The organism is Pseudomonas sp. PI1 (assembly GCF_000812405.1).
Lineage (GTDB): Bacteria > Pseudomonadota > Gammaproteobacteria > Pseudomonadales > Pseudomonadaceae > Pseudomonas > Pseudomonas citronellolis.
This window is the reverse complement of record NZ_JWMC01000100.1, coordinates 1-24,354: the sequence shown is the minus strand read 5'-3', so window position 1 is coordinate 24,354 and position 24,354 is coordinate 1. Positions and strand designations below refer to the sequence as shown.

Annotated in this window: 19 protein-coding genes, 1 tRNA gene and 2 pseudogenes; 8 read left to right on the top strand and 14 right to left on the bottom strand. The window is 64.5% G+C overall.

Going from position 1 to position 24,354, the window contains the following annotated elements; all coding sequences use genetic code 11:
• Window positions 1–72 precede the first annotated feature (72 nt).
• Window positions 73–2,172, top strand: coding sequence for a TonB-dependent receptor family protein (locus RN02_RS29610; protein WP_052267936.1), 2,100 nt, complete (start codon window positions 73–75; stop codon window positions 2,170–2,172).
• Between the two features lie 37 nt (window positions 2,173–2,209).
• Here RN02_RS29610 and RN02_RS29605 read toward each other — a convergent pair whose 3' ends face one another.
• Both RN02_RS29605 and RN02_RS29600 read right to left on the bottom strand, forming a co-directional pair.
• Window positions 2,210–2,770 (bottom strand): TetR/AcrR family transcriptional regulator, encoded by a 561-nt coding sequence (locus tag RN02_RS29605; protein WP_009619641.1) that lies wholly within the window; start codon window positions 2,768–2,770, stop codon window positions 2,210–2,212.
• 113 nt (window positions 2,771–2,883) lie between these two features.
• Window positions 2,884–4,068, bottom strand: coding sequence for an acetyl-CoA C-acyltransferase family protein (locus RN02_RS29600; protein WP_043318908.1), 1,185 nt, complete (start codon window positions 4,066–4,068; stop codon window positions 2,884–2,886).
• A 101-nt stretch (window positions 4,069–4,169) separates the two neighbouring features.
• Here RN02_RS29600 and RN02_RS29595 point away from each other — a divergent pair, with 101 nt between their 5' ends.
• Window positions 4,170–5,228 carry an AraC family transcriptional regulator gene (locus RN02_RS29595; RefSeq protein ID WP_052267933.1) on the top strand — a complete coding sequence of 353 codons (1,059 nt, stop codon included), beginning with the start codon at window positions 4,170–4,172 and terminating at the stop codon, window positions 5,226–5,228.
• Between the two features lie 29 nt (window positions 5,229–5,257).
• A pseudogene (locus tag RN02_RS29590) lies at window positions 5,258–5,494 on the top strand (CAP domain-containing protein); the annotation flags it as partial.
• A gap of 423 nt (window positions 5,495–5,917) precedes the next feature.
• Here the strand turns inward: RN02_RS29590 and RN02_RS29585 are convergent.
• The 6 genes from RN02_RS29585 to RN02_RS29560 all read right to left on the bottom strand — a co-directional run bounded on the left by RN02_RS29585 (window position 5,918) and on the right by RN02_RS29560 (window position 11,456).
• Window positions 5,918–6,313, bottom strand: a complete 396-nt coding sequence (locus RN02_RS29585) for an NUDIX hydrolase (protein ID WP_052267932.1) — start codon at window positions 6,311–6,313, stop codon at window positions 5,918–5,920.
• Window positions 6,314–6,716: 403 nt separating this feature from the next.
• The gene (locus RN02_RS29580) at window positions 6,717–8,333 is read right to left on the bottom strand and encodes a gamma-glutamyltransferase family protein (RefSeq protein WP_043318905.1); all 1,617 of its coding nucleotides are present in this window, start codon (window positions 8,331–8,333) and stop codon (window positions 6,717–6,719) included.
• Window positions 8,334–8,349: 16 nt separating this feature from the next.
• Window positions 8,350–9,129: an amino acid ABC transporter ATP-binding protein gene (locus tag RN02_RS29575; RefSeq protein ID WP_043318903.1), complete on the bottom strand. Its 780-nt coding sequence runs from the start codon at window positions 9,127–9,129 to the stop codon at window positions 8,350–8,352.
• Window position 9,130: 1 nt separating this feature from the next.
• A complete protein-coding gene (locus RN02_RS29570; RefSeq protein ID WP_009619669.1) occupies window positions 9,131–9,901 on the bottom strand; it encodes an amino acid ABC transporter permease in 771 nt (256 codons plus the stop codon).
• A 16-nt stretch (window positions 9,902–9,917) separates the two neighbouring features.
• A complete protein-coding gene (locus RN02_RS29565; protein ID WP_043318901.1) occupies window positions 9,918–10,727 on the bottom strand; it encodes an ABC transporter substrate-binding protein in 810 nt (269 codons plus the stop codon).
• Between the two features lie 60 nt (window positions 10,728–10,787).
• On the bottom strand, window positions 10,788–11,456 hold the full coding sequence (locus tag RN02_RS29560; protein ID WP_043318899.1) for a GntR family transcriptional regulator: 669 nt from the start codon (window positions 11,454–11,456) through the stop codon (window positions 10,788–10,790).
• Between the two features lie 538 nt (window positions 11,457–11,994).
• Between RN02_RS29560 and gacA the strand changes: the two genes are divergently transcribed.
• The 5 genes and pseudogenes from gacA to RN02_RS29535 form a co-directional block, all read left to right on the top strand.
• Complete coding sequence (gene gacA, locus RN02_RS29555) at window positions 11,995–12,639, top strand: response regulator transcription factor GacA (protein ID WP_009619673.1); 645 nt, start codon at window positions 11,995–11,997, stop codon at window positions 12,637–12,639.
• Window positions 12,640–14,466: an excinuclease ABC subunit UvrC gene (gene uvrC / locus RN02_RS29550; RefSeq protein WP_043318897.1), complete on the top strand. Its 1,827-nt coding sequence runs from the start codon at window positions 12,640–12,642 to the stop codon at window positions 14,464–14,466.
• Window positions 14,467–14,500: 34 nt separating this feature from the next.
• Window positions 14,501–15,061: a CDP-diacylglycerol--glycerol-3-phosphate 3-phosphatidyltransferase gene (pgsA, locus tag RN02_RS29545; RefSeq protein WP_009619678.1), complete on the top strand. Its 561-nt coding sequence runs from the start codon at window positions 14,501–14,503 to the stop codon at window positions 15,059–15,061.
• A 65-nt stretch (window positions 15,062–15,126) separates the two neighbouring features.
• Window positions 15,127–15,202: transfer RNA gene (locus RN02_RS29540), tRNA-Gly, on the top strand.
• Window positions 15,203–15,428: 226 nt separating this feature from the next.
• Window positions 15,429–16,646: pseudogene (locus tag RN02_RS29535) on the top strand (tyrosine-type recombinase/integrase); the annotation flags it as partial.
• A gap of 206 nt (window positions 16,647–16,852) precedes the next feature.
• Here the strand turns inward: RN02_RS29535 and RN02_RS29530 are convergent.
• The 6 genes from RN02_RS29530 to RN02_RS29510 form a co-directional block, all read right to left on the bottom strand.
• A complete protein-coding gene (locus RN02_RS29530; RefSeq protein WP_152623841.1) occupies window positions 16,853–17,518 on the bottom strand; it encodes a hypothetical protein in 666 nt (221 codons plus the stop codon).
• A 106-nt stretch (window positions 17,519–17,624) separates the two neighbouring features.
• The gene (locus RN02_RS33595; RefSeq protein ID WP_152623840.1) at window positions 17,625–18,827 is read right to left on the bottom strand and encodes a T6SS immunity protein Tli4 family protein; all 1,203 of its coding nucleotides are present in this window, start codon (window positions 18,825–18,827) and stop codon (window positions 17,625–17,627) included.
• Between the two features lie 101 nt (window positions 18,828–18,928).
• The gene (locus tag RN02_RS32920) at window positions 18,929–20,128 is read right to left on the bottom strand and encodes a T6SS immunity protein Tli4 family protein (protein WP_152623839.1); all 1,200 of its coding nucleotides are present in this window, start codon (window positions 20,126–20,128) and stop codon (window positions 18,929–18,931) included.
• Between the two features lie 31 nt (window positions 20,129–20,159).
• Window positions 20,160–21,356: a T6SS immunity protein Tli4 family protein gene (locus RN02_RS33590; RefSeq protein WP_152623838.1), complete on the bottom strand. Its 1,197-nt coding sequence runs from the start codon at window positions 21,354–21,356 to the stop codon at window positions 20,160–20,162.
• The gene (locus tag RN02_RS32915) at window positions 21,356–23,065 is read right to left on the bottom strand and encodes an esterase/lipase family protein (RefSeq protein WP_082033921.1); all 1,710 of its coding nucleotides are present in this window, start codon (window positions 23,063–23,065) and stop codon (window positions 21,356–21,358) included. The genes RN02_RS33590 and RN02_RS32915 overlap by 1 nt, the downstream gene beginning before the upstream one ends.
• On the bottom strand, window positions 23,062–24,354 hold a 1,293-nt coding region (locus RN02_RS29510), incomplete at its 5' end, for a DUF2345 domain-containing protein (RefSeq protein WP_152623837.1). The genes RN02_RS32915 and RN02_RS29510, both read right to left, overlap by 4 nt.

The following is a 24,354-nucleotide window of genomic DNA, read 5'->3' as shown; positions in this document are numbered from 1 at the left end:
CGACTATGCGCATAGAGGCTCATCCACTCATTGGAGGACCTAAGGAGCCTTGCCGTGCATTCGAAAAAACACATGACCCGTACAACCCGCGCCGGCCTGGGGGGCCGGCTGCTGAGCCTCGGCGCCGGCCTGTGCCTGGCCGGCGGCCCGCTGTGGGCGGCCCAGTCGGAGGACGGCGATACCCGCCTGGCCACCGTGGTGGTGGAGGGCGCCGCCCGCAGCGAGGCGCAGAAGGCCGAGGCGCGCTTGAAGAAGGTTCCCGGCGCGGCTGTGGTGGTGGACAACAAGGCAGTGGAGAAGGGCCGCGCGACCAACGCCGAGGACGTGTTCGCGCTGCAGCCGGGGATTTTCGCCCAGGCCACCAGCGGCAGCGGGGCGAACAAGATTTCCATCCGCGGCTCGGGCCTGAACACCTTCTACCAGGGCTACGCGCTGGGCATCAGATACCTGTTCGACGGCCTGCCCATCACCGGCCCGGGCGGCACCCAGGAAGACTACCTGAGCATGAACGGCATCGATCACACCGAGGTGCTCTACGGTGCCAACGCCTTCGACTACGCGGCCACCAGCCTGGGCGGCGCCATCAACTTCGTCACCCATAGCGGCTACACCGCGCCGGGCAACTACCTGCGCCTGGAGGCTGGCAGCTTCGGCTACCGCAAGCAGCAGCTGAGCACCGGCGGGGTGGTGGACGACAGCGACTACTACGTGTCGATCTTCCACAACGAGCGCGACGGCTACCAGCACGATACCCCGAACAAGGGCCAGGAGCTGGTGGCCAACCTCGGCCACCGCTTCAACGAGCGCCTGGATACCCGGCTGATCGTGCGCTACCGCGAGGAGACGCTGACCCAGGGCAACACCCTGACCCGCGAGCAGATCAAGCACGACTCCAATTCCAACAAGGTGCCCACCGGGCGCAAGAAGGACGGCTCCACCTGGGTCGGCAGCACCACCACCTACCGCTTCGACGACGACTCGCGGCTGCAGGTGGGCCTGAGCGTCAACGACTACCCGCTGCTCAACGGCTGGCGCTACTCGGCCACGCCGCAGGACTGGCGCTCCACCGACACCAACCTGACGCTGCGCTACCTGCGCAGCCAGGACCGCCTGTTCGGCCTGCCCAGCGATACCACCCTGACCTTCAGCAGCACCCGCTCGCAGTTCGCCGACGTGAAGTCCCACAGCCGCGCCACCGGCCAGCTGCTGCAGCACACCGACTACACCGGCTCGCGGGATACCGTGTTCGCCTTCGGCAACGAGCTGCAGCTGGACCCGCGCCTGTGGCTGGTGAGCGGGCTCTCGGCGATCAACATCGACCGAGACGTGAGCATCGAGTACAGCGCCAGCGCCAACACCAGCGAGTTCCCCAGCGCGGTCAGCTACAACAAGTGGTACGCCGCGCCGCGCATCGGCCTGCGCTACCAGCTGACGCCGGACATCCAGCTGTTCGGCAACGCCAGCCGCTCCATCGACCCGCCGGTGACCTGGCAACTGGGCAGCACCGGCGTGCCCTACATCCGCCCGCTCACCCCGCAGAAGGCCGACACCCTGGAGGTGGGCATCCGCGGCAGCGTCGGGGTGGTGGACGGCAGCCTGACGCTGTACCGCTCCTGGGTGAAGGACGAACTGCTCTCGGTGGTGGTGCGCCAGGCCACCGCCACGGCGGATGCGCTGGTGGCCAACTCCAACGCCAGCCCGACCATCCACCAGGGCATCGAGGCGGGGCTGGGCATCCAGCTCTGGGAAGGCGCCAACGGCGACCGCCTGGACCTGCGCCAGGCCTGGACGCTGAACGACTTCCACTACCGCGGCGACAGCACCTTCGGCGACAACGAACTGCCCAGCCTGCCGCGCCAGGTGTACCAGGCGCAGCTGAACTACCAGCGGCACGACGGCTACTATGCCGAGCTCAACGCGCGGGCGGCCTCCAGCTACTACGTGGACTACGCCAACAGCCTGGGCGCGCCTTCGTACACGCTGTGGGGCGCCAAGCTGGGCTACCAGGCGCCGGGCCGGCGCTGGGAGGTGTTCCTCGACCTGCGCAACCTGACCAACGAGCACTACGCCACCGCGGCCAACACCGCCTACGACGCCAAGGGCCGGGACTCGGCCAACTTCTACCCGGGCGATCCGTTCAACGTCACCGCCGGGGTGGCCGTGCGCTTCTGAGCCGCCGCGGGGCCGGCGCCGTGCCGGCCCCGCCGCTTCAGGCGCCAGGCGCCAGCGCGGCGGTCAGCGAGCGCAGCAGGGCGGCGCAGCGCTGCTGCTGGTCCAGCGGGTAGCGGGCCAGCCACAGGGGCAGGTGTTCGAACAGCTCCAGGGTGGGCTGGCAGGCCTGGCCGGGGCTGGCGTAGCCGGCGGCGCCCAGCTGCGCATCGAGCTTCTGGCCGAGCTGTCGGCGCAGCCGTTCGACGCACTGGCGCTGTTCGTCGTTGAGGCAGCCGGCGTCGCGGGTGGCCAGTTGGAAGTGCAGGGGATTGCTTTCGTACAACGCCACCAGGCCCTCGACCACTCGTTGCAGGGCGGCCTTGGGGCAGCCGCGCAGCCGGCGCTGGTCGAACAGCGAAAGCAGCGCCAGGTAGTGTTCCTCGATGAACTCCAGCAGCAGCTCTTCCTTGCTCGCGCAATGGCTGTAGAGCGAGCCCGCGGTCAGCTCCAGGTGGCGCGCCAGTTCGCGCAGGCTGACCTGGGCGAAGCCGCGCCGGGCGAAGAGCTCCAGGGCCTTGGGGCGGTTGCGCGCGAAACGCGAGCCGGGGGAGGCGGTCATTTGGGCACCTGTACGTCGTATCGGGCTGCTTGCCGGGAAGGCGCGCCGAAAGGGCGGCCGGCCGCGGCGCGCCCGTTTCGTGGGTTGGGCGCCTTCGGGGCCGGCCGGCCCGATCAGACGCGTTCGAAGATCACGGCGATGCCCTGGCCGCCGCCGATGCACATGGTGGCCAGCGCGTAGCGGCCCTGGATGCGCTGCAGCTCGTGGATGGCCTTGGTGGCGATGATCGCGCCGGAGGCGCCGATGGGGTGGCCCAGGGAGATGCCGGAGCCGTTGGGGTTGACCTTCTGCGGGTCGAAGCCCAGCTCGCGGCTGACCGCGCAGGCCTGGGCGGCGAAGGCCTCGTTGGACTCGATCACGTCCAGGTCGGCCACGCTCAGGCCGGCGCGTTGCAGGGCCAGGCGGGTGGCCGGGATCGGGCCAAGGCCCATCAGGGTGGGCTCGACGCCGGCGTGGGCATAGGCCACCACCCGCGCGATGGGCTGCAGGTTCTCGCTCTTCACCGCCTCGGCGCTGGCCAGCAGCAGGGCGCTGGCGCCGTCGTTCAGGCCCGAGGCGTTGCCGGCGGTGACGCTGCCGTCTTCGAGGAAGGCCGGTTTCATCTTGGCCAGTTGCTCGAGGCTGGCCTCGGCGCGCACGTGCTCGTCCACCTCGAACAGGCTGGTGCCTTTGCGGCTGCGGATCTCCACCGGCACGATCTGCCCGGCGAAACGCCCTTCGGCGATGGCGCGGGCGGCGCGCTGCTGGCTCTGCAGAGCCAGGGCGTCCTGGTCCTGGCGGGTGATGCCGTGCTGCTTGGCGATGTTCTCGGCGGTGATGCCCATGTGGATGCCGTGCAGCGGGTCCTGCAGGGCGCCGAGCATGTAGTCGAGCATCTTCACGTCGCCCATGCGCGCGCCCCAGCGGGCGCTGGGCACCAGGTAGCCGGACTGGCTCATGCACTCGGCGCCGCCGGCGATGGCGATGCGCGAGTCGCCCAGCATCAGGCCCTGGGCCGCGCTGACGATGGCCTGCAGGCCCGAGCCGCACAGGCGATTGACGGTGAAGGCCGGGGCCTCCTTGGGAATGCCCGCCTGCAGCGCCGCCACGCGGCTGATGTAGGCGTCCTTGGGCGTGGTGGGGATGACGTGGCCGAACACCACGTGCTCGACGCGCTGCGCGTCGCAGTTGGCGCGGGCCAGCGCGGCCTGGGTGACCAGGGTGGCGAGCTGGGCGGGCGGGGTGTCCTTGAGGGTGCCGCCGAAGGTACCGATGGCGGTGCGCACCGCGCTGACGACGAAGACTTCTGGTCTGTGCATGGGAAGGGCTCCTGGCAGAATGGCGAGCAGTCTAGAAGGCGATGCGGCGGCGTCCTATGCCAGAATTGCGCAGTCCCGGCCGACGAATTTGGACATATCGGATGATGAAACCCGCCCTGGGCCCCGAGGAACGGACGGCTGCCCCGCGCCGGCGCGACTCGGTGGCGGCCTATTTCGTGAAGGCCGCGCTGCACCGCCTGGCCGACCGCCCGCAGCGCGCCGCCGAACTGCTGGCGCAGGCCGGCATCGAGCCGCACTGGCTGGACGAGCCGCTGCACCGGGTGCCGGCGGAGGCGGTGACGCGCCTGTGGCTGCTGCTCACCGAGGAGCTGGGCGACGAGTTCTTCGCCTTCGATTCCGCCGGCCTGCCACGCGGCGCCTTCGCCATGGTCTGCCGCAGCGTGCTGCACGAGCCGGACCTGGGCCGCGCCCTGCGCCAGTGCCTGGCCGGCTTCAACCTGTTCCTGCGTGACATCCGCGCGCACCTGGAGCTGCGCGGCAACCGTGCGGCCATCGTGCTGCACACGCGCATCGACGACGCCACCCTGCGTTGCGTGGCAGAGGAAATCTACCTGAGCATGGTGATCGGCGTGGCCTGCTGGCTGGTGGGGCGGCGCATCAACCCCGACCGCGCCCGCTTCGGCCACCCGCAGCCGCCCCACGGCGCCGAGCCGCTGCTGTGGGGGCCGTGGATCCGCTTCGACGCCGACCACACCGAGCTGGAGTTCAACGCCCAGCAACTGGCGCTGCCGGTGATCCGCAACTTCGCCAGCCTCAAGCAGTTCCTGCGCCAGGCCCCGGAGGGCGTGGTGGTGCGCTTCCGCAACCGTTCCGGGCTGTCGGCCAAGGTCTACCGCCGCCTGAAGGCCGGCGGCGACCTCGACTGGCCATCCCAGGCGCAGATGGCCGCGCAGCTGGCGCTGAGCGAATCGGCCTTCCGCCGCCAACTGGAGCGCGAGGGCTTTTCCTACCAGATGATCAAGCACGAGGTGCGCCGGGCGCTGGCCTTCGAGTGCCTGGATGATGCCAGCCTGAGCATCGCCGAGATCGCCGCGCGCTGCGGCTTCCAGGAGCCCAGCGCGTTCCACCGCGCCTTCCGCCAGTGGACCGGCATGAGCCCCGGACGCTACCGCGCGGCCCGCGCCCAGGGCGGCGGCTGAGCGGCGCTGGGCGGCGCTGAACCTTGGCCGACGGCGACACCCCGGCCGACCGCGCCCGCGCCGCCGGCTACCGCGGCCGCCAGATCGGCGAGAACATCGCCGCCGGGCAGGGCTCGACGAGCCAGGCCATGGCCAGCTGGCTGGCCAGCCCCGGGCATTGCGCCAACCTGATGAACCCGCTGTTCACCCAGGTCGGCGGCGCATACGCCAGCGAGGCGCGCAGTGACCAGGGGGTGTACTGGACCCTGTTGTTCGGCGCGCCCTGAGGCGGCGGCCCTGCCCGCGAATCGCGCGCAGGGCGCGCTCCTACATGGGAATGGCGTGGATGGGGCTGCGTAGGAGCGGATCTTATCCGCGATAGCCGAAACCACCGGCGTCTTTCGTAGGATGGTGTTGAGCGAAGCGATACCCATCGCCGTGGCCGCATGGGTTTCGCCAAGGCTCAACCCATCCTACGAAAAGCGCCTCGGTGCAATCGGCAAGACAGTTGCTCCTACGAGAAGCCGGGCCTGGCCGTACGGTAGGAGCGGATTCATCCGCGATCCCGCCGGCAGGGCCGGCGACGGGGAGGGGCGATGGGTATCGCTTCGCTCCACCCATCCTACGAAGGGCGCTTCGGCGCGGCCTGTAGGCAGTTGCGCCCAACAGGGGCCGGATGTGCCGTATTTTCGCGAGCCGGCCTGGCGGCGTCAGGCGCTGGAGGACTGCTGCGCCTGCGGGTTGCGGTAGTCCTTGAGCAGGCGCTTGATGGCCTTGTTGACGTTGCGCTTGGCCAGTTCGTCCAGGGAGAACCAGCGGCAGTCGGCGATTTCGTTCTGCGGCTGGGGGTTCTGCGGCTCGGGCAGGGCCGTTTCGAACACGTAGTGGAGGGTCTGGTACAGCTCCAGCGGGGCGAGGTAGGCCATGGCCTCCACCTGCAGGCCGGTTTCTTCGGCCAGCTCGCGCTGGGCCGCCTGGCGCGGGGCCTCGTTGGCCTCGATGCGGCCACCGGGCAGGTTCCATTTGCGCCGGGCCTTGCGCACGAAAAGGATCTTGTCGTCCTGACGGCAGATCACTGTCGCCCGTTCCTTGATCGCACTACCCATGGGCACCCCCTGATACTGCTTGCCACATACATCTGTAATAGCAGACAACGCTTGTCATGAATTTGTCACAAAAAATAAGCAAGAACGGCGCCAGCCGGCGCGGCGCGCAGGATACGCAGGGGGGAAGGCAGCGTTCCATTTGAAACCGCTGATTCGGGCAATGGAAATTTCTGATCGGTCGGCGGGGGATGGGCGGTTTTGGGGTGCGGTGTTCCGGCTTGCGCCGAGGTGCCTTTCGTAGGATGGGTTGAGCTTGCGAAACCCATGTGGTGGCGGTGATGGGTATCGCTTCGCTCAACCCATCCTACGGGAATGACCGAGCGCCGGCCTTGCCGGCGAAATCGCGGATAAATCCGCTCCTACATGGAATGGCATGGCGCGTAGGAGCGGACTCCGTCCGCGATCAGCACACCGCGATATGCGAATCCGCCCGCGGTTCGGTGCCGCCGCAGAGCACGCCGGTCTGCGGGTCGCGGACGATGATCTGGCCGCGGCCGTAGTCGGTCAGGTCGCAGGCCACTTCCACCTCGTGGCCGCGGCGGGCCAGGGCGAAGGCGAGGTCGCGCGGGGCGCCCTGTTCGATGCCCACCTTCATCCCGCCCAGCCACTGCCAGCGTGGGGCGTCCAGCGCGGCTTGCGGGTTGAGGCCGAAGTCCACCAGGTTCATCACCACCTGCACGTGGCCCTGGGGCTGCATGTAGCCGCCCATCACGCCGAAGGGGCCGACCGCCACGCCGTCCTTGCTGAGGAAGCCGGGGATGATGGTGTGGAAGGTCTGCTTGCCCGGGGCCAGGGCGTTGGCGTGGCCGGGGTCGAGGCTGAATTCCGAGCCGCGGTTCTGCAGGGCGATGCCGCTGTCGGGCAGCACCACGCCGGAGCCGAAGCCGTGGTAGGCGCTCTGGATGAAGGAGACCATGTTGCCTTCGCCGTCGGCGGTGGCGATGTACACGGTGCCGCTGGCGTGCGGGTCGCCGTGTTGCGGTGCCTGGGCGCGCTCGCCGATCTCGGCGCGGCGGCGCGCGGCGTAGGCTTCGCTCAGCAGGGCGCTGGCGGCCACGCGCATGTGCTCGGGGTCGGTGATGTAGTGCAGGCCGTCGGCGTAGGCCTTCTTCATCGCTTCCAGCTGGCGGTGCCAGGTGAGCTGGCTGTCGCGCTGGTCGAAGTCGAAGCCCTGGAGGATGTTCAGTGTCATCAGGGCGATCAGGCCCTGGCCGCTGGGCGGGATTTCCCAGACGTCGTAGCCGCGGTAGTTGGCCTTGATCGGCTCGACCCATTTCGGCCGGTAGCCGGCCAGGTCCGCCGCGCCCAGGTGGCCGCCGCTAGCCGCGGAGTGCGCCGCCAGGCGCTGGGCGATGGCGCCGCGGTAGAAGCTCTCGCACTTGGTCTCGGCCAGTTCGGCCAGGGTCCGCGCCTGGGCCGGGTTGCGGAACAGCTGGCCGGCGCGCGGCGCTTCGCCGTCGAGGGTGAAGGTGTCGAACCAGGCTTGCAGCACCGGCTCAGCGGCGCGGCTGGCCTGGTATTCGCGGCGGGCGATTTCCCACTGGTGAGCCACCACCGGCGACACCGGGAAGCCGTCGCGGGCCAGGGCGATGGCCGGTTGCAGCAAATCGGCGAAGGGCAGCTTGCCGAAGCGCGCGGACAGCTCGGCCCAGGCCGAGGGTATGCCCGGCACCGTGACCGGCAGCCAGCCGTGCACCGGCATCTTCCCGTGGCCGGCGGCCTTCACCGCGTCGATGGACAGCGAGGCGGGGGCGTGGCCGCTGGCGTCCAGGCCGTGCAGCTGGTCCTTGACCCAGACCAGGGCGAAGGCGTCGCCGCCGATGGCGCAGCCGGTGGGCTCGACCACCGTCAGCGCCGCCGCGGTGGCGATGGCCGCGTCGATGGCGTTGCCGCCGGCGCGCAGCATGGCGATGCCGGCCTCGGCGGCCAGCGGCTGCGAGGCGGCGACCATGCCGTTGCGGGCGAAGACGCTCTGGCGCTGGGAGGCGTAGGGGTATTCGTGGGCGGAGAAACGCAGCATGGAGGGCGTCCTTGAATCAGAGTACGCGGCTGAGGAATTCCCGCGTGCGCGGGTGGTGGGGGTTGCCGAACACCTGGGCCGGCGGGCCTTCTTCGATGAGTTCGCCCTGGTGCAGCACCACCACGCGGTCGGCCACTTCGCGGGCGAAGCCCATCTCGTGGGTCACCACCACCATGGTCATGCCTTCCTCGGCCAGCTCCTTCATCACCTGCAGCACTTCGCCCACGGTTTCCGGGTCCAGCGCGCTGGTGGGTTCGTCGAAGAGCATCGCCTGGGGCTTCATCGCCAGGGCGCGGGCGATGGCCACGCGCTGCTGCTGGCCGCCGGAGAGCTGCGCCGGGTAGTGCTCGGCCTTGTCCGCCAGGCGCACCCGGGCGAGCAAGCGGCGCGCCTGTTCGAGGGCTTCGCCGCGGGGCACGCCGAGCACCTGCACCGGCGCCTCGATGATGTTCTCCAGCACCGTCATGTGCGGGAACAGGTTGAAGCGCTGGAACACCATGCCGATGTCGCGGCGGCGGCGGGCGATGTTGCTTTCCGAGTCGCGCACCAGTTTGCCGTCGGCGCGCTCGCGGTAGCCCATCAGCGCGCCGTTGACGCGGATGCTGCCGCCCTGGATGTCTTCCAGGTGGTTGATGCAGCGGATGAAGGTGGTCTTGCCCGAGCCGGAGGCGCCGATCAGCACCACCACCTCGCCGCGGTGCACGTCCAGGGACACGCCCTTGAGGATCTCCAGCTCGCCGAAGGCCTTGTGCACGTCGCGGGCCTGGATCACCACGTCTTTCGCGGTCGGAATCATCTCAGCGCCCCCTCAGCAGTTTCATGGCCTGCTGGCCGAACATCCGGCTCGGCGCCGCCGGGGTGTTGCCTTCGGACTTGCCGAAGCGTTTTTCCAGCCAGCGCTGGAAGAAGCCCCAGAGGGTGGTCAGCAGCAGGAAGTAGATGGCCACCACCAGGTACAGCTCGAACACGCGGAAGGTCGCCGAGGTGACCATCTGGGTGCTCAGCAGCAGCTCCTGCACGCCGATCACGCTGACCAGGGTGGTGTTCTTCAGCATCACGTTGAACTCGTTGCCCAGCGGCGGGACGATGACGCGGAAGGCCTGGGGCAGGACGATGCGCCGCATCAGCTTGGCGAAGGTCATGCCCAGGGATTTGCCGGCCTCGTACTGGCCCTTGTCCACTGCGCCGATGCCGGCGCGGATGATCTCGGCCATGTAGGCGCCCTCGTTGAGGCCCAGGGCGATGATCGCCGCCTGGATGTTGCCGGGCAGGACGAACAGCCCCAGGTCCAGGTCCTCGAAGCGGAACACCCCGCCGGCGGCCAGCGCCGTGTAGAGGAAGACGATCTGCACCAGCAGCGGGGTGCCGCGCATCAGCCACACGTAGAAGCGCACCGGGTATTGCAGCAGCGGGTTGGACGACAGCCGCATCAGCGCCGCCAGCAGCCCGAGCACGCAGCCCAGGAGCATGGCGCTGACGGCGATCACGCAGGTCAGCCAGAGCCCGTACAGGTAGATGTCGCTCGGCTTGAGCAGGTATTGCCAGAACACGTCCCAACTGAAGTTCATGGTCGGTCACCTCGGCTCAGTCGAGCTTGTCGCCTTCGATGTGCCACTTGGCGAGCAGCGCCTGGTAGCTGCCGTCGGCCTGCATGTCCTGGATGATCTGCTGCACCGCCGCGCTGAGCTGCTTGTCTTCCTTGCGGATGCCCAGGCCGGTGAGGATGCGGGCGAAGGCCGGCACGCCGGTCTCGAACAGGTCCGGCGCCATGCCCTGGTAGTAGCCGGCGGTTTCCACGGTGGTGCCGTAGGCGTCGGCCTGCTGGATGCGCAGGGCCTGGAAGGCGTCGGTGTCGGTGTTGTAGACGACGACTTTCATCGGCGCCTTGCCGGCCTGCTTCAGCTTCTCGTTGTGGGCGTCGAGCAGGGTGCGGATGGTCGAGCCGTTGAGCACCGCCACCTTCTTCCCGGACAGGTCGTCGAGGGTGTGGATGCCCTTGGGGTTGCCCTTGGCCACCACCACGGCCTGGCTGGAATACATGTAGTTGACCATGTCGATCACTTCGCGCCGCTCGGGCTTGTCGAACAGCTGGTCCACCAGCATGTCGCACTGCCGGGCCAGCAGCGCCGGGATCAGCCCGGAGAAGGGCGTCACCCGCCATTCGATCTTCTTGTCGCCCAGGCGCTTGGCGATGGCCTCGCCGAGGTCGACGGTGACCCCGGTGAGCTTCTGCGAGGCGTCGTAGAAGCCCATGGGCGGGGAGTCCATGCCGCCGCAGAAGACCACCTTGTCGGCGGTTTGCAGGCGATCGGGGATTTTCACCGCGTCGGCGTGGGCCAGCGGGGCGGCCAGGCAGAGGGCGAGAAGGCACTGCGGGATCCTGCGTACGAACATGTTCAGCTCCAGTGGGCGAGGTTGCCGGGGCAGTTCAACGGGACAGGCGAAGCGTGGGTCTCAGGCGCCCTTTGCTTCGAGGAACTTCAGCAGCGAGGGCACCGTGCCCTCGATGTGCTCGCAGAGCACCCGCTCGGCTTCGCGGGCGTCGCCGCTGCGCAGCGCATCGAGGATCACCGCGTGCTCCTCGCGGGCGCTCATGGGCTTGTCGACGTGCTGCAACCACAGGCGCATGTGCGGCTCGATCACCGAGTACAGGGCGTTGATCTGGCGCAGCAGGCGCGGGCGCTCGGCGAGGCTGCAGAGGTATTCGTGGAAGACGCGGTGGCGGCTGACCCACTCGGCGCTGTCGTCGCGGTAGTCGTCCATTTCGTCGAGCAGGCGTTCCAGGCGCGCCAGCTGGCGTTCGCCCAGCTTCGGCACGGCGAGGCGGATGGCCAGGCCTTCAAGGGCGCTGCGCATCTCGAAGACTTCGCGCATCTCCTCGATGTTCAGCCCGCTGACGATGGCGCCGCGGTTCGGCCGCAGCGTCACCAGGCCCTCGGCGGCCAGGCGGCGGAAGGCTTCGCGCACCGGCATGCGGCTCATGCCGATGTCGTTGGCGATGTCTTCGGCGATCAGGCGGTCGCCGGTGCGGTACTGGCCCTTGCAGATGGCGTCCAGCAGGTAGCTGTAGGCCTCTTCCTCGGCGGTTACGGGTTGGCGGTCGTAGTTGGGTACCAGGCGCATGGGGCGCTCCTTTTGGATTTATGTATCCAATTATCCATACATGCAATTAAGCAGATGCCGTGCCAGGATCGGTGATCGAGACACAAGCCGTTGATTCGCTGGCGATTTGGTTGGGATGGAGGCGGGCGGCGGGGTGCTGGATGGGCATCGAACGGTAACGTCCGGCGCTCGTCGTGCGTCATGTTGATGCACGGCGGGCACTTTTGTAACGCGGGCGGACGTCCGTCAGGGCGGCGCCGGGGGATGTGCCGTGGCCGCGGTGGCGTGCGTCGATGCCTGGGTTGGCACTGTCAGCCCCGCTTCGCCCCGCGACAACCGGTCTCAGCCGAAAGAATGGTCGTGATGCCCATCCTTGACGCTTCGCTCGGCGCCTGGTCAGCTTGGCGCGGGCGCTTCGGGGGTGCTTGCTGGTTCGTTGGCGCTTGCAATTTGACAGCTGTGTTCCAAGCTAGGTCAGGGCATCGCTTTCTGTTAAGGTTCGCGGATTCGATGGCGCGCACAGCGCCGGATTCCACTCTAGTTATGCATGAGGTGCTGTGTGATCAAGGTGCTGGTGGTCGATGACCACGATCTGGTGCGCACCGGAATTACCCGCATGCTGGCCGACATCGAGGGCCTGCAGGTGGTGGGGCAGGCCGAATCCGGCGAGGACGCCCTGCGCCTGGCCCGGGAACTCAAGCCCGACGTCGTCCTGATGGACGTGAAGATGCCCGGCATCGGCGGCCTCGAAGCCACCCGCAAGCTGATGCGCAGCCAGCCGGACGTGCGCGTGCTGGCCGTGACCGTCTGCGAGGAAGACCCGTTCCCCACCCGCCTCATGCAGGCCGGCGCCTCCGGCTACCTGACCAAGGGCGCGGCGCTTGAGGAAATGGTCCAGGCCATCCGCCAGGTCTTCGCCGGGCAGCGCTACATCAGCCCGCAGATCGCCCAGAGCCTGGCGCTGAAGTCCTTCGAGCCGGAGAAGGGCGGTTCGCCGTTCGACTCGCTGTCCGAGCGCGAAATCCAGATCGCCCTGATGATCGCCAACTGCCACAAGGTGCAGAGCATCTCCGACAAGCTCTGCCTGTCGCCCAAGACGGTGAACACCTACCGCTACCGCATCTACGAGAAGCTCTCCATCACCAGCGACGTCGAGCTGGCGCTGCTGGCGGTGCGCCACGGCATGGTGGATGCCAGCAACTAGATGAGCGCGGTGTTCGATCCGGCGGCCTTCCTCGCCACCTGCAGCGGCCGCCCCGGTGTCTACCGGATGTTCGACGAGCAGGCCAAGCTGCTCTACGTCGGCAAGGCAAAGAACCTCAAGAAGCGCCTGGCCAGCTACTTCCACAAGACCGGCCTGGCGCCCAAGACCGCCGCCTTGGTGGCGCGCATCGCCCAGGTCGAGACCACCATCACCGCCAACGAGACCGAGGCGCTGCTGCTGGAGCAGACGCTGATCAAGGAATGGCGGCCGCCGTACAACATCCTCCTGCGCGACGACAAGTCCTACCCCTACGTCTACCTGTCGAGCGAGGACGAATACCCGCGCCTGGCCCTGCACCGCGGCGCCAAGAAGGCCAAGGGCCGCTACTTCGGGCCCTACCCGAGCGCCGGCGCCATCCGCGAGAGCCTGGCCCTGCTGCAGAAGGCCTTCCTGGTACGGCAGTGCGAGGACAGCTACTTCCGCAACCGCACCCGGCCCTGCCTGCAGTACCAGATCAAGCGCTGCAAGGGGCCCTGCGTCGGCCTGGTCAGCCCCGAGGAATACGCCCAGGACGTGCGCCATTCGGTGATGTTCCTCGAAGGCCGCAGCAACCAGCTGGCCGATGAGCTGAGCGCCGACATGGAGCAAGCGGCCATGCGCCTGGAGTTCGAGCGCGCCGCCGAGCTGCGCGACCAGGTGGCCATCCTGCGCCGCGTGCAGGACCAGCAGAGCATGGAGGGCGGCAACGGCGACGTCGACGTCATCGCCGCCATGGTCAACCCCGGCGGCGCCTGCGTGCACCTGATCAGCGTGCGCGGCGGGCGCGTGCTGGGCAGCAAGAACTTCTTCCCCCAGGTGGGCATAGAAGAGGAGGTCGACGAGGTGCTGCTGGCCTTCCTCGGCCAGTACTACCTGAGCCACCACGAGCGCGAGCTGCCGGCGGAACTGATCGTCAACGCCGTACACGAGGACTTCCCGGTGCTGATCGAGGCCATCGCCAGCGCCCGTGGCCGCGAACTGGAGATCAGCCACCGGGTGCGCGGCACCCGCGCGCGCTGGCAGCAATTGGCGATCACCAACGCCGAGCAGGCCCTGGCCGCGCGCCTGGCCAACCGCCAGCACGTGGCCGCGCGCTTCGAGGCCCTGGCCGAGGCGCTGGACCTGGACGAGCCGCCGCAGCGCCTGGAGTGCTTCGACATCAGCCATTCCAGCGGCGAGGCCACGGTGGCCTCCTGCGTGGTGTTCGGTCCCGAGGGCCCGCTGAAGTCCGACTACCGGCGCTTCAACATCGAGGGCATCACCGGCGGCGACGACTACGCCGCCATGCACCAGGCCCTGACGCGGCGCTTCAGCCGCCTGAAGGAGGGGGAGGGTAAGATGCCCGACATCCTCCTGGTGGACGGCGGCAAGGGCCAACTGGCCATGGCCCGGGAAGTGCTCCAGGAGCTGGCGGTGAGCGGGCTGATCCTGCTCGGCGTGGCCAAGGGCGTGACGCGCAAGCCGGGCCTGGAGACCCTCTACCTCAACGATGCCGAGCACGAATTCACCCTGCCGGCGAATTCCCCGGCGCTGCACCTGATCCAGCAGATCCGCGACGAATCGCACCGCTTCGCCATCACCGGCCACCGGGCCCGTCGCGGCAAGGCCCGGCGCACCTCGAGCCTGGAAGAGGTGCCGGGGGTAGGGCCCAAGCGCCGCCGCGAGTTGCTCAAGCATTTCGGTGGGTTGCAGGAACTGGGCCGCGCCAGTATCGATGAGATCGCCAAAGCCCCGGGCATCAGCAAAAAGCTGGCCGAGCAGATTTATGCTGCCCTGCACAGCGAGTAGAATGCCGGGCTCAACTCACCGGCCAGTGGTCCCGATGAATATTCCGAATCTGCTCACTCTGCTCCGCGTCCTGCTCATCCCGATCTTCATCCTGCTGTTCTACATGCCGTTCCCGGGCAGCCACCTGGCCTCCAGCGCGGTATTCGCCCTGGCCGCGGCGACCGACTGGCTGGATGGGTATCTGGCGCGCAAGCTGGGGCAGAGCACGCCCTTCGGCGCCTTCCTCGACCCGGTGGCGGACAAGCTGATGGTGGCGGTGGCGCTGGTGCTGCTGGTGGAAGAGCACGCCAACCTCTGGCTGACGCTGCCGGCGGTGATCATCATCGGCCGCGAGATCGTGGTCTCGGCGCTGCGCGAATGGATGGCCGAACTGGGCGCCCGCGCCCACGTCGCCGTATCCAACCTGGGCAAGTGGAAGACCGCCGCGCAGATGGCCGCGCTGGTGATCCTGCTGGCCAACGCCCCGGTGTTCACCTTCTGGGTGCTGCTGGGCTATGGGCTGCTGATCGTCGCCGCGGCCCTGACGCTGTGGTCCATGCTGCACTACCTGCTGGCCGCCTGGCCGCACCTGAGCACCACCCCGAAAGAGAAATAACTTTTTTTGAATCAAAGGGTTGACGAGGCTCCAGAAAAAGATAGAATGGCGCCCGTCAACACGACGCGGGAATAGCTCAGTTGGTAGAGCACGACCTTGCCAAGGTCGGGGTCGCGAGTTCGAGTCTCGTTTCCCGCTCCAATTTTCGGTTTACGGAAGTCCATAGTCATCTATAGAACTCCGTAACTGGTTGAAACTAGGGACCTTTGGTCCCTTTTTTCGTCCATTGACTTCCACTGCCGTTCACCGCCAGCCACGATTTTTTAGTACATCAATCGGGGTAGGTTGCGGAGCGGTTTCTTGGTGGAGGCTCCCCATCGAAAAGGGTCATCTCCTCTCATCAGCCTGACGAGACTGGAGATGCACCATGCCCTTAACGGACACCGCAGTCCGGCAAGCCAAGCCTTCCGGTAAACCCTATGTGCTCAACGATCTGGATGGGCTCGCGCTCTTCGTGAGTGCCAAGGGCTCAAAAAGTTGGCACTTCCGCTTTTCCTGGTTCGGCAAGCAGCAGCGGCTCTCTCTTGGCAGTTACCCGGAAATCAGCCTCAGGGAGGCCCGGGGGCAGCGTGACACCGCTCGCAGTTGGCTTGCCAAAGGGATCGATCCCCGCGTCCAGCGGCGGCACCAGCGCATGCTGGCGCAGCATGCCTCTGACAACACCTTTGAAACACTTTTCAAGCGCTGGCGTGCCTTCCGTGCCCTCACGCTTAAGGAGGGGCGCCAGAGTACCCTCAGCCAGATTGACCGAATCTTCAAGAAGGATGTTCTTCCGTCGCTGAGGCATCGCGTCATCACGGAGATAACACGGCACGACCTGTTGGACGTGTTGCGTGGTATCGAGCGGCGCGGGGCAATGACCGCGGCCGAAAAGGTCCGGGGCTGGCTCAACAAGTTTTTCCGCTACGCCATGGTTGAGGCCGGGTTGGACAGGAATCCTGCGAGTGATTTGGACATTGTGGCCATGCCCAAACCACCTGTAACGCATAATCCGCATCTGACAATGAAGCGGTTGCCAGCGTTTCTGAGCAAGTTGAACAGTTACAAAGGGGAGCCGAAAACCCGCAAAGGATTGCGCCTGCTGCTGTTGACCGGGGTAAGGACAGGGGAGCTGAGGAAAGCTATGCCGGAACAATTCGATCTCCAGCGTGGCCTTTGGATCATCCCGCCGGAAAATGTAAAGCAGCTACAGCGGCGTGCAGGCAAGGATGTACGGGAGATTCCGCCGTATATCGTGCCCTTGTCACAGCAGGCCTTGGCAATCGTCACGGACCTGATTGCTGAAATGCTGCCGGCTCAGCGGTACCTGTTGGCCCATCGGAGCGATCTGAAGCGGGGTATCAGTGAGAACACGCTGAATAACGCGTTGCATCGCATGGGCTTCCAGAATGAGCTCACTGGCCATGGCATTCGCGGCACGATTTCCACGGCTCTCAACGAGTTGGGTTATCCCGGAGAATGGATTGAGGCGCAGCTGTCCCATGCCGATAAGAATCCAGTGCGTAAAGCCTACAACCATGCCCAGTATGTCGAGCAGAGGCGGGCGATGATGCAGAAATGGGCAAACCTAGTTGACCAGTGGGATGCCGGGATACACGCCACCGAATCTATCCTGTGGCGGTCGCAATATTTGCCTCGGAACGATAGCTTGCCTTCCTATCCGCCTTCAGCGCTTATGTCGAACGGACTCGCTTAGCGCCAGCAATCATCGAAGGAGGGAGCAAAGCCCCTCCTTCGTATGCCCTTGTTCCACCATGCCCATGAGAGGCCGTACCAAACCGGTCCTTGTTCTCAGAGCCGGTCGGCACGCACGATGGCAGGACCGAAGAACACCACTTTGCGTAGAGCTGCGCCAGGCCCGTAGTGCTGCATCTTGAAATAGGGGCGGCGCCAATGGCTGGAGACCTCCCGTCCGCCGCTGGCTGTCGTCTTGCTCTCCGGTTCCTCGTCGAGGATGGCCGGGCCAACGATATGGCGATCGTACAAGTGGTCAACTTGTACCTGGTACGCCTCACGTTTTCGGCGTCCCAGGCCAGAGGGGAGGCTCTTGGCGGCTTGGGTACGGGCGAGGTCTCGAGTGACATGCGCATCACGTACGGCCATGTACAGGAGCATTTTGATGGCGTAGTCGAGTGAATTGCGCCAGTGTTGGCGGATCTGGTCGTCACCTGGCTGTGGGGTTTGGAACGCCTCGTCTAGCAAGTCGCGGATGGTACGGTCCGATTCTTCGGTGGAAAGTGTCAGAACGTCCATCACGACGCTGCGCTCCATATCTGGACGGTGTGCCCAGGTGACGAAACACAATGAATGAGCCTGCTTGAACAGGACGATGCTCTCGTAGCCACCGGTCTTCCAGCGAGAGGGTTCAGGAATAATGCAGAGTGTGTCGGTGGGCAGCTGAACCACCCCAATGGGGACGTTATCGGCGATATACGTGCTGTCGAGCAATCGATGCAAGGCGGCACTGGGTTCGTAGAATATGCCCTCACGTGCATCGAATGCTGCCTACTACAGCATCCCAGACTTCGAAGAACTCTGCTTCGGTTGGACCATCTGGTGCCATTCAAATTCCGCGTAGTAGCCGCCAGGTCACCGCGTTACCCTCTACCGAGGGCATGGGTACGCCATGGGCAATGGTTTGCGCGCCTAGCTGCGGCGCTTCGTTGCACGTCCACAGGCCCGGCCAGGGGCAGGGAGTACCGGACGTGGCTCGCAAGCTGTGCTGACCTGTGTCAGGGACACCGTTTTGCGCTGAACTGGGGCCCGCAGCGCCAGGGCGTAGGCGAATACTGTCGATGATGGCGTCCCACAGCTCCAGTGCTTCCTGGTCGGAGCGAAAAGCTGGAGGCGGTGGATTGCCATGGCTGTCGGCATCGCGTTCCAGAACTCCCAGGCCGGCCGTAATATTGGGCTCTGAAAGTGAGCCGTCCTTCCCTTGCGATTCCCAGGCAAAGGAATAGGCGCGTTGCCCTTCAGCGCTGCCGGCAACGAGGTATTCCTGCGCGGAGATAGGCCCGATATTGCGCTGGCCTTTGCGCAAGGTTTCAAGGCCTGCAACCATTTTGGCTGCGCCTGCCAGGAATCCGCCGACCCGGTCGAGCAGTTGGTCTTCTTCGGCGCCGGTGTCGGTGCTGAAACTGAAGAAAGCACCAGGATGATTGGGGAAGGTGACACCGACATTGAAACCTTCACGCTGAAAGGTGCTGCCGGCGATGTAGGCTCCATCGATACAGAAGCCGGGGTCGCTGGGGATTTCCCGGTGTTGTAATGAGTGTAGATTTTTCGCGATTTTTTCCGATACAGCTAATGAGGAGATTTGTTTATCGGCAGAAAGCTCGCCAAAGTACTCATAGGCACGCCAATCCCCATGAGCCACAAGGTAGGTTTCTTTTGAAACGTACTTGGTGCTATTTGTGAGATTTGAATCCCAATGCAGTAAGGTCACTGATCCATTGCCATGTTCAACTCTGCGAATGAACAAACTCCCTTTGAGGGAATGAGGAAGTGAAATTAGTTCTTGTTCGCGGTGTTTGATTTTATTGGTTAATGATGTTGGGGTTTCATTGATTCGTTTTACAGAGGGACGCCATATTTGATAGCCAGCATTGATCTTTGCCTGTTGTGGCAAGTCGATAAGGAAACGACCAAAGCAATGGGTGACCCATTCAGTCTTGTCCACGGTGGTGTTTTGTGCAGAAGATTGAAAGGGGGTACAGCCAGCTATACCAACCAGGGCAGTGAGGGTGAGGTAGTGCCAAGGGTGCATCAGAAGTTCTCCGAATGCCCTGCCAATGTTCTGGGTTGGCTCGACGAAGCTGTAGAGTAGTCCTGCTGAACATGGATTTCCTTGGCCATTTTCCATGCCCTTCAAAGTCCGCGCAGTAGCCGCCATGTCACCGCGTTACCTTCTACCGAGGGCATGGGTACGCCATGGGCAATGGTTTGTGCACCTAGCTGCGGCGCTTCCTCGCACGTCCACACGCCCGGCCAGGGGCAAGGGGTACCGGATGTGACTCGCAAACCATGTTGGCTTGCGTTGGGGGTGTCGTTCTGCGCTGAACTGGGGCCCACGGCGCCAGGGCGCAGGCGGATGCTGTCGATGATGGCGTCCCACAACTCCAGTGCTTCCTGGTCGGAGCGAAAAGCTGGAGGCGGTGGATTGCCATGGCTGTCGGCATCGCGTTCCAGAACTCCCAGGCCGGCCGTAATATTGGGCTCTGAAAGTGAGCCGTCCTTCCCTTGCGATTCCCAGGCAAAGGAATAGGCGCGTTGCCCTTCGGCACTGCCGGCAACCAGGTACTCCTGCGCGGGGATAGGCCCGATATTGCGCTGGCCTTTGCGCAAGGTTTCAAGGCCGGCCACCATTTTGGCTGCGCCTGCCAGGAATCCGCCGGCCCGGTCGAGCAATTGGTCTTCTTCGGCGCCGGTGTCGGTGCTGAAACTGAAGAAGGCGCCGGGATGATTGGGGAAGGTGACACCGACATTGAAACCTTCATTCTGGAAGGTACTACCAGTGATGTACGCGCCGTCGATGCAGAAGCCCGCTCCCGTGGGGATTTCGTTGGTCTCGCGGGGGCGCAGGTTTTGGGCAAGGTTTTCTGCGAGTCCAAGAGCAGATGGCTGTTTACTGAGGATAAGACCACTGCTGTACTGGAAGGCGCGCCACTTATCTTTAGTAACAAGATAGACATCCATCCATTGGTATTCCTTGCTGTTGGGTAGGTCCGAGTCCCAAGAGAGTAAAGTGACGGCTCCGCTTGTATAGTTAATTCGTTGTATGAACACATTGCCGTAGACATTATGTCGTAATGCTTTGAGCTGATGTTCGCGCTGACTAATCTTGGTGGCCAATGAGTCGGGAGTTTCAGGCACGCGTTTAATGCTATCCCCCCAAATGTCATAGTCTGCCTTAAGCTGTGCTTGTGGTGGCAGATCGATAAGAAAACGACCGAGGCAGTAAGTGGTCCATCCGGCCTTATCCATGACAATGTTCTGTGCAGATGATGGGAAGGAGGTGCAGCCGGCTACACTCAGGAAGGCGGCGAGGGTAAGGCAGTGAGGGAGCATCAGAGGCTCTCCGTTAGCGTTCTGGGCTGGTTCAAAGCCCGCGCAGTAGCCGCCATGTCACCGCTTTACCCTCTACCGAGGGCATGGGTACGCCATGGGCAATGGTTTGCGCGCCTAGCTGCGGCGCTTCCTCGCACGTCCACACGCCCGGCCAGGGGCAGGGGGTACCGGATGTGACTCGCAAACCATGTTGGCTTGCGTTGGAGGGGGCGTTCTGCGCTGAACTGGGGCCCACGGCGCCAGGACGCAGGCGGATGCTGTCGATGATGGCGTCCCACAGCTCCAGTGCTTCCTGGTCGGAGCGAAAAGCTGGAGGCGGTGGATTGCCATGGCTGTCGGCATCGCGTTCCAGAACTCCCAGGCCGGCCGTAATATTGGGCTCTGAAAGTGAGCCGTCCTTCCCTTGCGATTCCCAGGCAAAGGAATAGGCGCGTTGCCCTTCGGCACTGCCGGCAACCAGGTACTCCTGCGCGGGGATAGGCCCGATATTGTGCTGGCCTTTGCGTAAGGTTTCAAGGCCGGCCACCATTTTGGCTGCGCCTGCCAGGAATCCACCGACCCGGTCGAGCAGTTGGTCTTCTTCGGCGCCGGTGTCGGTGCTGAAGCTGAAGAAGGCGCCGGGATGATCGGGAAAGGTGACACCGACATTGAAACCTTCACGTTGGAAGCTGCTGCCAGAGATGTATGCGCCATCGATACAGAATCCGGAGTCGCTGGGGACTTCCAGGGGAGCGAGTGAGCGTAGGTTTTGAGCTAGCGCATTGGAAAATGCAATTCCTCGCTTCTCACGACCAATACTTATCTTATTAGGATATTGGAAGAATTTTTTGCTCGGGGAGGCGACTAGAAAAGTGTCTAGGAGAAGTGTTTCCTGACTGGTGTCATGGAGCCAAGAAAGTAAGCCGGTGGCACCATTCTCAAGCTCTAATCGCTTAATGAAAAGATGGCCTTTGGTGTCATGCTTTTCTATCTTGAGTTCCTGCTCACGTAGATTGATCCGAGCGACTAGTGAGGATGATGTTTCATCTAGACGCTTTATACCGACGCCCCAAAGATCATAGCCTGCTCTGATCTGTGCTTGAGGCGGTAGGTCGATAAGGAAGCGGCCAAAGCAATGGGTGACCCATCCAGTCTTGTCCATGGTGGTGTTCCGTGCAGGGGAATAGGTATGTGTGCAGCCGGCCAGTCCGAGTAAGGTGACCAGGGCGAGATTGAGTAGGGCGCGCATCAGGTATCTCCCGGCACCCAGTTCGCGCGCTGTGCAAGTTTGATGATGCTGTAGATGGTGGCCCAGCGGGCACGGTTGTCGTTGTAGCTGGACTGGTGGTCGTAACCAGGCTTGGTATTTTGCGATCCTTTGCCCAGATTGCCATGGCGGAAGCTAGCTTTGATTCCAGCCAAGCCAGGAGCCTGGCCGGAGTCAGTGGGTACTGTGCCGTCACCGCCAGCGTCGATCTTTTCATGATCGCGCCAGAGTGGATTGGTGGGGCCTAGCTTGGGGGCGCGACTGCGCGTGCTAGTGTTGTACTTGCCCCGACCATTGTCTTTTACTTTGACGTCAGGCTGTTCCAATGCATTGATATCGCCTTTCCAGTTTACGTCGCGCCAGCTATGCGTATCCTGGCTGGCCTCAGCTCCATAGTGAGCATAGGTTTCGCAGTAATATCCTTCTTTAGCTAAGGCGCGATGAAACTTTGCAACAGCATTTATTGAATCGTTGAATGTTGATCTTGGACTTTGCATTGAATCATTGCTTTGAGGGGACTCTGACATATCCAAATACCGTTCATTCTGCTTTGGCACCAGGCCATACCAATCCGGGTTCTTGTAGATCTCATCATAAGGATCACGGTTTTGTGGATAGGCACGGGGTTTTCCATTTTTATCCCGAGAAATATTGCCTTGCTCGTCACGTAGGAATAGCCAAGGTCTGCCGCCGCGGTGGGTGGCACTGGGTGTCAACTCCAATGCACCGGGCGAGTTGGCCACCACGGCGGTGACTTCGCCAGCATTGGCTCCCAGCACGATTCTTTCGATGCCTTCGTAGCCACAGCGCATATGGTGATAAATGGCGGGTGCGCCGGTGGCCGGTTGTACGCCGTGGACCACACCGAGTACTCGGTCGTAGCCGAGCAGTTGAGTAAGGCTACGGCTGACCAGTCCCCCCATGGAGTGGGTGACCAGGATGACTTTCATCTTTTGCATCTGCTCAGCGGTGGTTTGGCCGCTGTCGCGGTAATGCGGCAGCACGGTGTTTTCGATGAAGTCGCGTACGGCCTGGGCGGAGTCGCGGTTGGAGCGCAGCCAATTGTAGCCACAGCACCACACATCGAACTGGTAGGCTGCGGCGTACTCAAGTTCTTCCTTGTTCAACGGTTGGGCTTGGCCGAGTTCCTCGCCATAGTCACTGGGCGAGGCCAGGGCCTCGTCGCTCCACCAGGGTTCCAGTTCGCCGAGCTTGAGGATGTTGTCCAGTCGTTGCTCCAGCACGGCCATGACTGGGTTGTAGGAGCTACGCATTACTGTGCCCCAGCCACGGAAGCGCGTGGCTTCCTTGGAAAGGCCGGACTTTCCAGGATCAATGGAACCGCTGTCGTCCACCTCAACTTGATCAGGGTTCAGTAGCTTCTGACGTTTCTTTGGCCCTCGTCGCCACCACGTGAATAATGCACCTATCGCACCCAGCACATCGCGGGGAGCAAGGCTTGCGTTCGGGGGCCGCCAGACGATTTCCTTGGATTCCTTGTTGCGCAGGTTGCTGCCCATGATGCCGGGCAAGAAGACGACAGGTAGAGGTGCTGGGCGGCTGGCGAGCAGTACCTTGGGGCGATTGTCACTGGCAGCAGTGAGATTTGTGCGGTAGACACGCTGACCTTGTTCGTCGCGGCCGCGAGGGATGACGACTTCGCTCGTGTTATCGGGGGAGTTTGAGGTCATGACGTGGACTCCATGTCGTTGCCGGAGGGCGGAGCGGCTGAAGCGAGACGAAGCTCCACGGCGTCCATGCGAAGGTCCTTCTGTTTGGGCAGGCGGCCTTGGGCGTCCGTGGTTAGCTTGAGCAGAGCACCGTCACTGCGGAGCAGTTCCACGGGAGTGTTGGCCAGAACTTTGCCGGTGCGCTCATCGCGAACGATGTACGAATCATCGAAGGGAGCATTGCTCCACTCGTTGAAGAGTGCGGAGGCATGAGCGCCACCCACGTGGGTGTGGTTGGCTGCCTTGACGATGAAGTTACCGGGCATGCCTAACTCGATGTTGCCACCTTGCATCTTTAGATAGGCGCCGCCGCACAGCAGGGTGATGTGCTCTTGGGCTTTGACCAGGATGTGCTCGTTGCTGGCGCTGATCTCCACGCTTTGGTCGGCTTCCAGGCGTGCGCTGTTGTGCTGCGCCTGCAGCAGCAGTTCGCCCTGGTGAGCGATGTGGCGCATGTCGCCGCTCTGGGCGAAGGTGCCCAGGCCCTGGCCGGCATTGAGCAGCATCTGCTCGCCGGCAGTCAGTTGCACCTGCTCGCGCGCGGCGGCATCGATGTGCTCGCCGGCGCCCAGGGCGATGCTGCGCGGGCTGGCCAGGGCGATGCCGGCCGGCGCGGAGAGGGCAATGATCGGTTCACTGCCATTGCCGCCGCCGTCGGCCTGGTCGTTGGCGCCATGGCCCATGGCGCGCACGGCCTCGGTCAGGTTTTCCTGGGGATTGGCCTGGTGGGCCAGGCCCTGGTGTTCACCGGCGTAGTCGCCCAGGGTCCTGGCCAACTCCAGCGCCGCCTCCAGGGTACTGACCAGTTGGGCGCGGTCGAGCAGGCCGCCGTTGGCGTTGGCTTGTGTCTCGGTGCTGAGCAGCATCCCCTGCGCCGCGCGCAAGGCGCCGTGCAGGTCGGTGCGCAGCTCGAAGCCCTCGCCGCGCGGCTGGCCGCCGTCGGGCCGTGGGTGGGTGAGGTAGCCCAGGTGGAGATGGCTTTGGCCATGGTCGTTCATCAGCGCGGCGCTGATTTCGCCGGTGGTGTCGTCCAGGCGCAGCTCGCTGGCGCGCTGGCCCTTGTGCTCCTTGCTCTTGAGGGTGCTGAGCACCTGGTGCCTGGGTAGTTCGTAGGGCGGGCGGTTGCCCACGCGGTAGCTGCGGCCCGTGACCACGGGTTGGTCCGGGTCGCCATCGAGGAAGTCGACGATGACCTCCTGGCCGATGCGCGGCAGGGTGATTTGCCCCCAGCCGCTGCCGGCCCAACCGTG